Origin of the sequence: Flavobacterium sp. (assembly GCF_027483985.1) — a bacterium.
Taxonomy (GTDB): domain Bacteria; phylum Bacteroidota; class Bacteroidia; order Flavobacteriales; family Flavobacteriaceae; genus Flavobacterium.
On sequence record NZ_JAIXTJ010000024.1, the window covers coordinates 34,203 to 48,153 of the forward strand.

Here is a 13,951-nt window from a genome sequence, read left to right on the forward strand (position 1 = left end):
TAATGAAAAAACTAGTTGCCATTTGTATCTTGTTTGTAAATGTAATAGTCGCACAAACATCTGAAAAAAAAGTATGGGATTTATTGCTAGCTAACAAAAGAGAAGAGGCTAGAAAACTTTTTGATAAAGAGTTAAAAGCCAAGATAAGTATTAATGTTGACTACCTAATTCTTGATGCAATGTTGCAGTATGAGATGGGAAAATTAGCGTTTGATGATCAAATTTTAAAACAATTTATTGCCACTTGCAAGGAAAAAAATTATCTGTATCCAATTTGGTACAAACCTTATATGATGGATAATTCAACTACCAATGGATTTAATGACTATACTTATAAAAAGATAGATTTATTAGCAGCTTCTGAGGTTTTTGGTAATGATCCTTTAGTTATTTATTTCAAAGCTGTTTGTGATAGAAAAAGAAAAAACACACAAGGATTTACCGATAATATTAAAAAATTAAATGCTATTGAAGATTGGCAATATTGTGGTGTTTTTGAAAATCTTAACGATAGTGGTTTAGAAACCGAATATGAACCAGAAGTTTACGCCAATAATGATAAATTATTTGACGCCAATAGCAACGGAAAAATTGGTTGGTATATTCCGGTGGATAAACAAAATGAAGGATATCATTTTTATACTAACGAAGCAGAGTATGGTGATGGAATTATCTACTCTCAAGTATTTATTGATAGTCCTTCAGATAAAGAAGTTTTCTTAAATTTTGGCACCAGTTCTTCTATAAAAATATTTGTAAATGATGCCGAAATTTATTCCAATAATATGTCGGAGCATACGGATCTTAATGCTTTTAAGTTAAAGTTTAAATTGCTAAAAGGTACCAATCGTTTATTGGTGAAATTTTCAACTAGTGGCGGCAATGATAACTTTTTTGTCTCTTTAACTGATGAGGCCAACAAGAAAATTTCTGATTTGGTAATTACTAATAAATTTAAAACATACAATAAATCAACGTTAGAGCAATTAAATGTGGTTGAATTAAATCCGTCATTTGAAGAGTATTTCAAAGATTTAATTGCTAAAAATCCTAGCAATGTACTTTATAAAATAATGCTTTTTGAAGCTTATTCTAATAACAGTAAAAATGATTTAGCGAATGATATTATTGAAGAATTGATTAAAGAATATCCAAAATCTTCTCTTATTCAGGTGTTGCAAATGACCAATTATGCAAACAAAAAAGAAGAACAAAAGGTTGAAGAAATTGCAAAAAATATGGAAGTTAATGATGAAAATTATTACTACAATATTTTAAAGAAAATTCAAGACCAAGAATGGATGCGCTCAACTAACATCGTTGAATTAGAAAAATATCGTGAGAAAACTAATTTAGTACAATCAGAAATGGTTACTACTTTATTTGATTTCATTCTAGCTTCAAGAAAGTCAGATGTAAATCAAATGCTTCAAAAAATTGAAGAATTATTTGCTAAATCAGATAATAATGAATTTTATGTTACGACATTTTCAGGTATTTACGAAAAACTGAAAAATGACAAGTCTAAAACAATCAAGATGTTGGAAGACTTAGTTAATCAAAAAGAAAATCTACTTGCTTTAAATCAATTAAAACGTTACTACGATGATGCTGATAGAAAAGATGATGTTGAAAAAATCACTCGAGAATCTAGCCAAAAATATTCCTATTCAAATGGTTTAAGAGCTGATTATATTGAACTTTTAGTAGATGATAAAAAGTATACTGAAGCTTTAGTAGAGGTTGATAAAGGGTTGGCAAATTTTCCCTATTCTTATTCCTTGATGGAAAAGAAAGGAACTATTTATAACAATTTAAATAATCTTAAGGAAGCCGAAAAATTTATCCGTCAGTCTTTGTCTCATAATTCAGGAAATAGCGAATTAAGAAAAAAACTTTATGATATCACTAAAACACCCGACGAAATTGAAGAAGTCGCTACAAAAGATATATATAAAGTAATAAAGCAAAGAAGAAATTCGACACTTAAAGGTGATTTTGGTGTAACAACTTTGTTGGACGAATACATCGTTAATATTTTACCAGAAGGCGGAAGAAAAGCTAAAATTACCTTTTTATACGAAATAACATCTGAAAAAGGAATTGAAGAATTAAAAGAATACAATGTTGAATCATATAACAATACCGTTTTAAAATCTGAAATTGTAAAGCAAGATGGTTCGATTGTTCCAGCAGAAGAAGGAGATGGAACATTAGTGTTTACTGATCTAAAAGTGGGTGACGTAATTTATATCCAATACGAACGTTACGAAAACTCTTATGGTAGATTCTACAAGGATTTTGATTTGTCGTGTTATTTCAACAGTTATTATCCTGCAGTAGAAGCAGTTTTCGGATTGATTTATCCTCCAGGAACTGAGTATATTTCTGATTTTATTAATGGTACAGTTCCAGCAACAACTAGAAAGGTTAATAATAAAACCTACATGATGTGGAAAAAAACTAACGTTCCAGCAATGGCTCTTAGTGAGGCTTATGCGCCAAATTTTAGTGATTTAACCAATACAATAAGAATCAGTACGATTAAGTCTTGGAAAGAAATTTCTAATTGGTATTCTGATTTAGTGAAGAAAAATTTAAAATTAGATAAAATCACCAAGAAGACTTTCGCCGAAATTTTTCCGAATGGTGTTGCAGGAATTTCTCAAGAAGAAATCGCAAAAAAAATATATTCTTACATTGAAAATAACATCAAGTACAGCTCATTAGATTTTAGACAAAGTGGCTATGTTCCGCAAAAACCTTCTAAAACTATAACTACTAAATTGGGAGATTGTAAAGACGTTTCAACATTATTTGTGGCGTTATCACAGTTAGCTGGAATGAAAGCCAATCTTGTTTTAGTTACAACTAATGACAATGGATTTACATCAATGTTATTGCCATCTAATGATTTCAATCATTGCATTGTTAAAGTAACTATCGATAATAAAGATTATTTCCTTGAGTTAACGGATAAATACCTTCCATTCAAGGCATTGCCAAGTAGTTTATATAAAGCAAATGCACTAGTAATTTCATTTGATAAAGCTGAAAATGAAAAGTCTAAAATTATTGCAATTCCGTTTGATAACGCATTAAAAAATATATCAAATTCTAAAACTTCAGTAACTATTGATGATAAAGCTAAGAGTTTCGTAAATACTTTTAATGTGAGCGGAGCAAATAAATCTTATTACAACGAAATGTTCTCAGATGCCACAACCGAAGATGTTCGTAAAAAACGAATAGAAGAAGATTATAATTCTAAATTAAAGAAAGTAGTTTCAGTTCAATCTTCTAAAGTTTTGAAAAATGAGACTTATGATAATGACATAACTTTTGAAACACAATTTTCAATTGCAGAACGAATTCAAACTGTAGGAAATTTAAAAATTACCGATGTACCATTTTTAGACAAAGTATATACGAGAGATATTATTGCTTTGGAATCTAGAAAATATGATATCGATTATTTTTCATATGAAACAAGTAATGAATATAACTCAGAAGTGGTTTTAAATATTCCGCAAGACAAAAAATTCACAGAAATTCCAGAAGGAAAAACATATACGTTCAAAGGTCATAAATATCAAATAACTTTTGAATTGCTGAAACCAAATGAGTTGAAAGTGGTAAGAACAGTAACCCTAAATTGGGATAAAATTGCAACTACTGATTATCTTGATTATAAAAAATATGTTGAAGATGTAATCGCAGCAGAAGAACAAATCGTAGGATTTAAATAAAAACCAAAAACCCATTCAAAATAGAATGGGTTTTTTTATTTGCTGATGATATTTAAATAGCGTTCTAAACATTCTTTTTCAGTTTTTGCTATGAACAACAAGAAATCTTCTTTGTTGTTTTTGGTTTGTGCTACTTCTAGTGATTGATAATAATTCATTCTTGTTTCATAATCTCCTTTAATGTTGGCTATTACATAACCGTTTTGCAGTAAAATTAAGTTCATTATTAAACGAGAAGTTCTTCCATTTCCATCAATAAATGGGTGAATGGTTACTAAGCGTTCGTGCATCTCTGCTGCCAAAATTACAGGATGAACTTTAGTTTTATTATCTTCATACCAAAGGAAATAATCTTCCATATCTTTTGGAACACTTAAAGGTTGTGGCGGCATATGACTACTGCCTTTTATCATTACTTGAACACGTCTATAGCGTCCAGCATCTTCTGGAATTATACCACGTAATATTAAATTATGAACCGATAGCAACTCTCTTTCGTTTAACGGAAAGTTACGTTCCATTAATTGTTTTATATAGGCAATAGCTTCCGTATGATTGATAGCTTCTAAATGCTCTCGCATACTTTTGCCAGAGATGGTCAGCCCTTCATTGATGACCAAATCGGTTTCTCTTAAGGTTAGTGTGTTTCCTTCTATTCTATTGCTTTCAAATGTATATTCTAACTCGAGAGCTTGTGCAATTCTAAAACTATCAAAGGCTCGATAATGATCTAGTTGTTTTTTTATGGTATCAATTTCATCTAGAATTTTTTGTAAATCTTTTGATAAAGGATTTCTCTTAAATGATGCTAAATATTTTAATTCTTCCTCGGCAACGAGCATCGCTTTTAATGCAAATTCTCTATCGTCGCCAATTTCATAAAGTATTTTTTGTTTTAACCAAGCTACCATTAAAGTTTCATAATCAATATCTAAAATCGTCGATAATTTTTTGATTTGCTCTTTTGTGGGTTTTCTTGCTCCACTTTCGAATTTACTAATCAACGCTTGATCAATACCCATTAGTTGTGCCAACTCACGTGTTTTAATACCTTTTTGTTCTCTAGCGTTCTTTAAAATAGCATTCATCTTCAATGACTTTTATTGTCGTGACAAATTTAGTCATTTTTTTCTGTAAAAAAAAAGTTCTTAAAAACTTTTTTTAATTCGATCAATATCACGTTTAGTATCTTGCTCTTTAAGAGATTCTCTTTTATCGTAAGTTTTCTTTCCTCGACATAGTCCGATTTCGAGTTTAGCCAAACCTTTTTCGTTAGTGAATAAACGCAAAGGAATGATAGTTAGTCCTTTGGTATCAACGCTTTTTTCAAGTGATTTAAGTTCTCTTCGATTAAGTAGTAGCTTTCTTTCGCTTCTAGCTTTATGATTGAATTGATTACCAAAAGTATATTCTTCGATTGATGTATTAATTGCAAAAAGTTCGCTAGCATCATTAAATTCACAAAAGCTTTCGGTAATATTAGCTTTTCCTAATCGAATGGATTTTATTTCTGTACCTGTCAATACTATTCCAGCCGAATAAGTTTCAATTATTTCATAGTCGAATTTGGCTCTTTTGTTAAGTATGTTTGCAGTTTTAATCATAGAATGCAAATGTAGTAACAATTTTATTAAACTAAAAGGATTTATGAATCATCGAAATGATAAAATTTTAATCCAACATTTTTAAAATCTATCCAAAAAATTATTATATTCGTAAAACCAACCTTAAAAAACTAAAGAGTATGACAAAAAATTTTCTAAAAATTATTATTTTATCAGTATTTGTTTTTGCCTCTTGTTCTAAAGAGGATTCATTTGATGAAATTACCGTTGATGCAGCACAAAAAAATCCGTTAACAGCGCAACAAGTAAATGCTCAAATTGATGAAGCTATTGCTACAAAAGGAACTTTTAGCTGGAAAAATGCCTCTAATCACTTACTTTGGAGTGCCGCTTTCAGAGGAAATCATATTGTTACAATAGGTTTTGGTAATTCTGAAAAAGATTTTGATAGAAGTAAATCTACTAATAACGCTGCAACACAAGCTACAATTTTAAATTTAATTGCGCATTATGAAGGTAAGTCTAAAGAAGATGTTTTGCTTTCAAGTGATACTTTTTTAAACTTGGTTGATGTTTATATCGAAAAGCAAGAAACCATTATTGCTTTAAGAAAAACTGCTAAAATTAGATATGTTGAACCTGGTGATTACAAATATTTTGAAACGGCTCAACAAAAAGTTTCTTTGTCTTCGTCAAGTTCGTCAAGTTCTTCAGGATGCGGATTTGAATCATCAACTTTAAGTGCCTCTGATTTTACAACGGTTACTCCAGGTGCAAAAGTGCCTTGGTCATTCTATCAGCACAATATTCCAACAGCTTGGAATGTTTCTACAGGAAGAGGTGTTACAATTGGAATTATTGATACAGGTGTTTCTCCAAGTCAAACTTTGTTAGGAAGTAATTTTAATGACGGACTTTCAACCGGAAGAACCATTCAAAAATTCGGAACATATGTCGATTCTGTTTGGCCTTGGAGCACTGGAACTGATGGACCAAATGATCAATGTGGTCACGGAACGAGTATGTCATCTGTAGCTGCTGCACCAAGAAACGATAATGGATTACCAGTTGGAGTTGCTTATAATTCTAATTTAATTGTTTACAGAGCAGCTTCGAATGTTGTTTTAGATGGTTATCACGAACAAAATGGTGTAAAAAATGCTTTTACTGCTTTAGGAAATAATACAAACGTAAAAATTATTTCAATGTCGTTAGGACATATTTTTTCGTCAGGAAAAATTGAAGATGGTGTGAGATATGCCTACAGTAAAGGAAAGTTAATTTTTTGTGCAGGCGGAACTTCGACAAGTTTTACCAATTTTGTTGGAGTAATTTTTCCAGCGTGGATGCCAGAAACTGTTGCTGTAACTGGTGTTAAAGAAGGCACATCTAATCAAAAATGTGATGTTTGTCATTCTGGCGGAAAAATTGAATTTACTGTTCAGATGCAACGTGCTGCTTCTGGAAACACTGTGCCTGTTACAAGTTATTATGATAATCAAAGTGACTACGTTGGCGGTTCATCTGTAGCAACTGCAACTACAGCAGGAATTGCCGCTTTAGTTTGGTCTAAAAACCCATCTTGGACAAGAGATCAAGTTTTAAACAAGATGCGTCAATCGGCTACTTATTTCCCTACAAGAAATTCTGATTATGGTTATGGTAACGTAAATGCTGCTTTGGCTGTTCAATAATAATCAATTCAAAAATATAAACCATCAAAAGAAATTTTGATGGTTTTTTTATCCAATCAATATTAATACTACTTTTGCGCTATGGAAAAATCAAAAGATCCTCTTCACGGTGTTACGTTAAAAGTTATTGTCGAACAATTAGTCGAATTTTATGGTTTCGACACCTTAGCCGAATTTATCAATATTAATTGTTTTAAAGACAATCCGAGCGTGAAATCTAGCCTGACTTTTTTGAGAAAAACAGATTGGGCAAGAAAAAAAGTAGAAGAATTATACATAAGAACATTACCTAAATTAAAAACCCTTTAAATTGCTTTAAAGGGTTTTTAATTATTAGTTTTCTGCTAAGCCACGCCATTTCTTTATTTTTGAGGAAAGAAGTAGCATAATAATAAGTACAAATAGAATATTTAAATACAAGAAAATAATCGAGTTATCTCTAAGGAATTTTATCGTTGGATAGTATTCACTTAACTCATAGGGCACATTATCTTTATAGGTTAAAGTTCTTAAAAACTCTATATACAGAAAGTAAATTAAGGGCAAAATTCCCGGAACTGACCACAGAACGACATTCACAACTACTCCAGAAATACTTTTATTTTTCTTCTTCGATAATATATAAATAAAATAAATTACGGCTAAAACGACAGTAATAATTACAAGAGTTGGAAAGGTGTAATCCCATTTAATAATCAAACTAATGATTCCAAATAGAATTCCTAATATACCTAAACTTACAGCTGCAACCATCCAATTTTTTATAGAAGTCACCCTAAACGAAAATACCAACAACGATAATCCGATAGCGAGATAAAGTATGATTAATAATGTATCAAAATTTATACTTGGAGTATTCCAAGAATCAGCAATTTTATCATAATTATAATGCAGTTTAGCCTCAGGAACATAGTATTTGTAGTATTCAAATTGTTGGTCTTTAATAGTAACTATATATTTATTCACGCTATCAAAAACGCTTCCGTTGGTGTAATTACTTGGATAATAAACTTCACTTTCATTATTTTTTCCAATCAAATTGTACTTTTCAAAATTGGGATGATCATAGATCAAATCAAACCATTTATAGGCATCAATATTGGCTTTTAGGTTGTGTTCTTTTGCAATTTTAAGATAGCTTTTAAAGAGATTTTTAATAGAATCTTTTTGCTGATTTACTAACCAAGTTTTGATTGTTTTTTTACGTAAAGAATCGCTTTCAAAATCAAAAAAAGTGTAACTATTGACGTTCTTGTTCAACAATGATAAATAGTTGTATTTTTTTCCGTTGAAGTAAATAAAGTTGTTTTTTGATGCATTTGAGTCGTCTGGTATTACAGTTGCTATTCCAGCTTCGTCATATTCATCATTTCTGTAGTTATTTGAAAACGATCCATCAATAAAAAAGGAACCTTTACTAAGAATTTCACATCGTTCTTTAGCTTCTTTTTCTGAATAATAACTTCGAACTCTAGTTTCTTTACCATAATAAAAAGAATAGGTAAACAAGCAAGTTAAAAAACTGATAAACAATATTATAAACCATTCTTTAAGTAATGAAAAGTTGGTTTTGGGATAAAATGACTTAAACGAGTTATTCTTCAAATAAAAGAGCAACCAAAGGATGATTATTAAGATAGATAAGAAACTACTAAAGAAAATTATCAAACCATCATTGTCGTAATTATAATTGTTTTCATCTTCGCTAAAGTTCAATTTTCCTTCAACATATCCGATAAAAAAGAAGATAATATTTACTGCAATAAGTATAATCGACACAGGAACAACTCTCGTATTCCAAAGTAAAGGATATTTTATCAGTAACTGTTTTTGAATATTTTTAAACATAATTTTTAGATTTAGGATACAAAAAAGCGACGTGTTGAATTGGAAATATTTCTTAAGTATTGCAACGGAATTTTTTGGTTAATGACAACCTTCATAAAGTCATAAATACTAACTTCTTCTGGAAAATTGATGATATACGTTCCGCCATTATATTGCAAAGAAATCATATTTAATTTATCAAATGTTTCTCCCAATTGACTCTGATTCCATTCGCTTTCAAATTCGATAACCAAATTGTTTTCGATAACAGTATCCTCTTCATTAGTTGCATTTTCAATAAGATTTTTTTGTTTACCATATTTCAAGAAAATAACTTGATCGGATGTTTTTTCAACTTCATATAACTGTTGTGAACTCAAGACAATTCCAATAGGCCTGAATGGTGATTTTGCTATCGCTTTGAAATCTTCTAAAACGGTTTGCTGTGCAAGAATATCTAAATTCGCTAACGGTTCGTCGATGAGTAAGATTTTCGGTTTTCTTAATAACATTCGAGCCAATTCAAAACGCATTTTATAGCCCGATGATAAACTAGACCAACTGTGTTTTCTGTATTTTCTTAAACCCAAACGAGCAATGATTAATTCAACAATCAATTCATTTTCTTCAGGTTTGTAGCCATAATTTGTCGCAGTGAATTGCAAGTTTTCAAACATTGAGCCATACCAAGAATCAGTGCGCTGCGGAATGTAAACCAATTTTGTTCTCAAATCATAATTATCGTCGAATTGAAAATTATAGTTTATTGTTCCGCTTGACGGACATAATTCACCGCACAAACTTCTTAACAAAGTTGTTTTTCCGTTACCGTTTTCGCCTACCAATCCTAAAATTTGACCTTGATACAATTCCATTTTAATTGGTCCGAGACCAAAACTTGATGCACCGTAACTTTTTACTAAATCGGAAGTTGAAACCAATAATTCTTTAGCAGGAATTGGTTTTGTTACCAAACTAGTGTGCAAATCAGACAAAATGTCTTTAAATTTTTCTTTCTTGGCTTCAATATTACTTTCATTATGATCTAACCAAACAAGAAAATCATTCGTTTTTTTGTAATGGTTAACATCTTCGGTATCAAGAGTTAAATCGATAACTCTCTTGGTGAGAATGGTAAAGTCTTCAAACTTTAAAAAGTCTTGCAACTCCTGAAATTGTTTTTCAAATTCGTTCATATGTTATTTTTTGAAATTTCTTTTTAGTAGTGAATAAATTACAGAATCCCAATATTTTCCATTCCACAATTCATTTTCTTGAATGTGAGCTTCTTTTATAAATCCATTTTTTAATAAAACTCTCTCCGAAGCTACGTTTTCAGGATCGATAACTGCTTCTATTGAATGCATATTGAGGTCTTCAAAGCCATATTCTAAAACTACTTTGATCGCTTCTGTGACAATTCCTCGTCCGTTATACTCGGGTAAAATCATATAACCAATTTCGCAACGATGATTTTCGGGTTGAATACGGTAATGTCCTATAATGCCAATCAATTTTGGGTTGCCTTTTAATGTAATTGCCCAATTGATACCTTCATTATTGTCGATTTTATCATCGATCATTTTCAAATGCTCCATTGCTTCTTCTTCGGTTGAAATCAATGGTCGTGGAATATACTTCATTGTGCCAGGATTGCCACGAAGCTCTAGTATTTCTTTGACATCAGTTGCAGCAACTCTTCTCAAATAAAGTCGCTCAGTTTCAAGATTTTTAAACGGATGAAAATTGATTTCTAACATTATTTAAAGAATTTCTATTTGGAATTGAAAAGATTTAGTTTCGTTGACTGCTACAAATTGTATGCCTTCTTTTTCAATGAGTTTACCGCTAGCATCAACGACATCAGAATATCCTAACCAAGGTTCGATGCAAATAAAAGGTGCATTGGGCTTAGTCCAAATGCCGAGATTTTGAAAATCATCAAAAGCTATTTTTAATTTTGGATTATTTTTTTCTAAAATGGTAATGCTTTTAGATTGTAATTTTTTAAAAATCAGTGCATCATTTTCAAATGTAGCATAGGTTAAAGGTAATTTTTTATTATCCAATTCAATTTCAAATGTTGTATCTGATAACAAATCATTTTCTAGAGTAAAACAAGTCAAAGTTTCTTGATGTTCAAATGCTAAAGAATATTTTTCAAATGAATTGGGTAATGCAAAAGCAGGATGAGCACCAATTGAAAACGGAATTTTTTTAGTGTCGTTGTTTATTATTTTATATTCAACTACTAATTTATTACCTTTTAGAATATAAATTAGATGCAATTCAAATTCAAAAGGATATACTTTTTTTGTTGCATCGGTTGCTTGTAGCGAATAGGTGACACTAGTTTGAGTTTGTTCGATAACCGAAAAATTATGATCTCTAGCAAAACCGTGACGCGATAATTCATATTTTTTATCTTCATATTCAAATGCATTATTTTTTAAAGTTCCAACTATTGGAAATAAAACCGGTGAATGTTTTCCCCAAAAGTTAGGATTACCTTCCCAAATGTATTCGGTATTATTTTGAATATTAGTCAGTGAAATCAGTTCTGCGCCATCACTTTTAATTGTAGCAGAAAGTATTGAATTAGAAAGTACAGTTTTCATTAAATAAACAAGTTTTACTTTTTCGACTACGTAAATGTATTTTATTATTTTAAATTACGCCATTTTTAGATAAGAAATGATTTACAAAGGAGATAAATTGATTAAATCTAGTAACAATTTGATTTTTTAACATACAAATAGGAATGCTTTTGAACTGTAACAAGTTTTTTTTGCCTTAATTTGTTTTACTAATTTTAATTTTATGAAATATTTCTTTTTTAAAGTAGCAGTCGTCGGAACTTTTGTTTTTAGTTTCAATACTGCCGTTGCTCAACAAGTTCCTGCAACTGGCAACTACAATTACAACGAAGCGTTTGGTAATAATTTTTATACCAAAAATGCCACTGAAACTCGCTCAGCAAGCGGACAACCTGGTCCAAAATATTGGCAAAACAGAGCTGATTACACAATTACCGCTTCTTTAGACGAAAGAACTAATGAAATAAAGGGTTCAGAAGTTGTAACTTACACCAACAATAGTCCAGATAAACTGAGTTTTTTATGGTTAAATCTTGATCAAAATTTATTTAAAAAAGACTCAAGAGGAAACGCTATCATTCCACTAAAAGGAAGTAGAAATGGTGCAAAAGGGCAAGCTTTTGATGGTGGATTTAAAATTAATTCTATTAAAGTTGTCACAACTGTAGCCGGAAAGGTTTCAGAAAAAGAAGCTAAGTTTACGGTTACTGATACAAGAATGCAAGTAGATTTACCGCAAAGTTTAAATGCTAATGGCGCTTCTGTAAAATTAAAAATTGATTTTTCATTCGTATCGCCAGAATATGGTTCAGATAGAATGGGCGTTTTAGAGACTAAAAACGGAAAAATCTTTACGATGGCACAATGGTATCCAAGAATGTGTGTCTATGACGATGTTCGTGGTTGGAATACAAGACCATATTTGGGCGCAGGTGAGTTTTATTTAGAATATGGTGATTTTGATGTTTCAATTACAGCTCCAGCCTCGCACATTGTGGTTGGTTCGGGTGAATTGTTAAATCAAAATGAAGTATATACTGCAGAACAACAAAAGCGTTGGACTGCTGCAAAAGCTAGCGACAAAACAGTAATGATTAGAACAGCTGATGAGGTTAAAAATCCGGCTTCAAGACCAGCAGGAAAAGCCACTTTAACTTGGAAATTTAAAATCAAAAACTCACGTGATTTTTCTTGGGCTTCTTCACCAGCTTTTATTGTTGATGCAGCTAAAATCAATCTTCCTAGCGGAAAAAAATCGGTTGCTATTTCAGCTTATCCTGAAGAAAGTAACGGAAATAATGGTTGGGAACGTTCTACAGAATATACTAAAGCTTCGATTGAAAATTACTCTAAAAGATGGTTTGAATATCCTTATCCTGCAGCAACCAATGTAGCTGGAAATGAAGGTGGAATGGAATATCCAGGAATTGTTTTTTGCAGCTGGGAATCAAGAGGTGCTGATTTATGGGGTGTAACTGATCACGAGTTCGGACACATTTGGTTTCCGATGATTGTTGGTTCTAATGAGCGATTATTTGCTTGGATGGACGAAGGATTTAACACTTTTATTAATGGATTGAGTTCTCAAGATTTTAATAATGGTGAATACAAACAGCCAGTTACAGATATGCATCAAGCATCATTTGTATTAACTAACCCTGAAATGGAACCAGTTATTGCGGCACCAGATAATTTAAAAGAAGTTAATTTAGGAATTTTAGCTTATTATAAACCAGGTTCAGGTTTAGAAATGTTGCGTAATTCTATTGTTGGACCAGAGCGTTTTGACAAAGCTTTTAGAACATACATCGAGCGATGGGCATACAAACATCCGCAGCCAGATGACTTTTTTAGAACATTTGAAAATGTAACCGGAGAAGATTTAGGTTGGTTTTGGAGAGGTTGGATTATGAACAATTGGGCATTAGATCAAGCTATCACAAAGGTAAAATATGTTAAAGGTGATGCTAAAAATGGTGCAACGGTAACTATCCAAAATTTAGAAAAAATGCCGATGCCTGTTGTTTTAGAAATGAAAACTAAATCGGGTAAAACGTCAAGAAAAGCATTGCCTGTAGAAATTTGGCAGCGCAATAATACGTGGACTTTTAATGTTGATACTAACGAAGAATTAGAATCAATAACTATAGATCCTGACAAAGCTTTTCCTGATGTTAATGAAGAAAATAATGTTTGGACCGATGTCAAGAATGGAGTAGAGAAGAGCAAAGGTCTTGATGTTTATGTTGGTGATTATTCAAGTACTAAAATTCCATTAAAAATCAACTTTACTGAAGAAGATGATAGTTTGGTTATTAATTCACCAGGACAACCATCAACACCTCTTGATGATAAAGGAAATGGTAAATTTACTCTTGAGCAAGCAGGTTTAACTATTCAATTCAATACTGCTAAAAATGGTTTTACATTGTCAATTAGTGGTCAGTCATTTGAATTCACTAAAGACAAATAAGCTTAAAATATTTTCATAAAAAAAAGGTACGTTTTGCGTACCTTTT

The 13,951-nt window shown here is 31.1% G+C and carries 10 protein-coding genes; 4 read left to right on the plus strand and 6 right to left on the minus strand.

The features are described from left to right. Nucleotides 1-2 precede the first annotated feature (2 nt). Nucleotides 3-3,749, plus strand: a complete 3,747-nt coding sequence (locus tag Q0050_RS05850; RefSeq protein WP_298393259.1) for a transglutaminase domain-containing protein — start codon at nucleotides 3-5, stop codon at nucleotides 3,747-3,749. 35 nt (nucleotides 3,750-3,784) lie between these two features. Here the strand turns inward: Q0050_RS05850 and Q0050_RS05855 are convergent, their stop codons facing one another. Both Q0050_RS05855 and smpB read right to left on the minus strand, forming a co-directional pair. After that, a complete protein-coding gene (locus Q0050_RS05855; protein WP_298393261.1) occupies nucleotides 3,785-4,837 on the minus strand; it encodes a Fic family protein in 1,053 nt (350 codons plus the stop codon). A 60-nt stretch (nucleotides 4,838-4,897) separates the two neighbouring features. Further along, nucleotides 4,898-5,353 (minus strand): SsrA-binding protein SmpB, encoded by a 456-nt coding sequence (gene smpB / locus Q0050_RS05860; protein WP_298393263.1) that lies wholly within the window; start codon nucleotides 5,351-5,353, stop codon nucleotides 4,898-4,900. A gap of 140 nt (nucleotides 5,354-5,493) precedes the next feature. On the opposite strand from smpB, the gene Q0050_RS05865 reads away from it, so the two are divergent. Next, nucleotides 5,494-7,008, plus strand: a complete 1,515-nt coding sequence (locus Q0050_RS05865; protein WP_298393264.1) for a S8 family serine peptidase — start codon at nucleotides 5,494-5,496, stop codon at nucleotides 7,006-7,008. A gap of 81 nt (nucleotides 7,009-7,089) precedes the next feature. Further along, a complete protein-coding gene (locus Q0050_RS05870) occupies nucleotides 7,090-7,317 on the plus strand; it encodes a VF530 family protein (RefSeq protein ID WP_298393266.1) in 228 nt (75 codons plus the stop codon). Between the two features lie 24 nt (nucleotides 7,318-7,341). On the opposite strand, the gene Q0050_RS05875 is transcribed toward Q0050_RS05870, so the two are convergent. The 4 genes from Q0050_RS05875 to Q0050_RS05890 are packed head-to-tail and all read right to left on the minus strand — an operon-like array spanning nucleotide 7,342 to nucleotide 11,453. Further along, entirely contained in the window at nucleotides 7,342-8,856 is a 1,515-nt protein-coding gene (locus Q0050_RS05875; RefSeq protein ID WP_298393267.1) for a hypothetical protein, read from the minus strand. Nucleotides 8,857-8,867: 11 nt separating this feature from the next. After that, nucleotides 8,868-10,031 carry an ATP-binding cassette domain-containing protein gene (locus Q0050_RS05880; protein ID WP_298393269.1) on the minus strand — a complete coding sequence of 388 codons (1,164 nt, stop codon included), beginning with the start codon at nucleotides 10,029-10,031 and terminating at the stop codon, nucleotides 8,868-8,870. Between the two features lie 3 nt (nucleotides 10,032-10,034). Next, a complete protein-coding gene (locus Q0050_RS05885) occupies nucleotides 10,035-10,595 on the minus strand; it encodes a GNAT family protein (protein WP_298393271.1) in 561 nt (186 codons plus the stop codon). A 3-nt stretch (nucleotides 10,596-10,598) separates the two neighbouring features. Continuing rightward, nucleotides 10,599-11,453: an aldose 1-epimerase family protein gene (locus tag Q0050_RS05890; protein WP_298393273.1), complete on the minus strand. Its 855-nt coding sequence runs from the start codon at nucleotides 11,451-11,453 to the stop codon at nucleotides 10,599-10,601. Nucleotides 11,454-11,655: 202 nt separating this feature from the next. On the opposite strand from Q0050_RS05890, the gene Q0050_RS05895 reads away from it, so the two are divergent. Then, nucleotides 11,656-13,905, plus strand: coding sequence for a M1 family metallopeptidase (locus Q0050_RS05895; protein WP_298393274.1), 2,250 nt, complete (start codon nucleotides 11,656-11,658; stop codon nucleotides 13,903-13,905). The last annotated feature ends 46 nt before the right edge of the window (nucleotides 13,906-13,951 follow it).

Bases quoted from the DNA above. Each gene is read 5' to 3' on its own strand.
- Q0050_RS05865 (WP_298393264.1), top strand. From the start codon at position 5,494: ATGACAAAAAATTTTCTAAAAATTATTATTTTATCAGTATTTGTTTTT.
- Q0050_RS05850 (WP_298393259.1), top strand. From the start codon at position 3: ATGAAAAAACTAGTTGCCATTTGTATCTTGTTTGTAAATGTAATAGTC.
- Q0050_RS05885 (WP_298393271.1), bottom strand. From the start codon at position 10,595: ATGTTAGAAATCAATTTTCATCCGTTTAAAAATCTTGAAACTGAGCGA.
- Q0050_RS05880 (WP_298393269.1), bottom strand. From the start codon at position 10,031: ATGAACGAATTTGAAAAACAATTTCAGGAGTTGCAAGACTTTTTAAAG.
- Q0050_RS05890 (WP_298393273.1), bottom strand. From the start codon at position 11,453: ATGAAAACTGTACTTTCTAATTCAATACTTTCTGCTACAATTAAAAGT.
- smpB (WP_298393263.1), bottom strand. From the start codon at position 5,353: ATGATTAAAACTGCAAACATACTTAACAAAAGAGCCAAATTCGACTAT.
- Q0050_RS05870 (WP_298393266.1), top strand. From the start codon at position 7,090: ATGGAAAAATCAAAAGATCCTCTTCACGGTGTTACGTTAAAAGTTATT.
- Q0050_RS05895 (WP_298393274.1), top strand. From the start codon at position 11,656: ATGAAATATTTCTTTTTTAAAGTAGCAGTCGTCGGAACTTTTGTTTTT.
- Q0050_RS05875 (WP_298393267.1), bottom strand. From the start codon at position 8,856: ATGTTTAAAAATATTCAAAAACAGTTACTGATAAAATATCCTTTACTT.
- Q0050_RS05855 (WP_298393261.1), bottom strand. From the start codon at position 4,837: ATGAATGCTATTTTAAAGAACGCTAGAGAACAAAAAGGTATTAAAACA.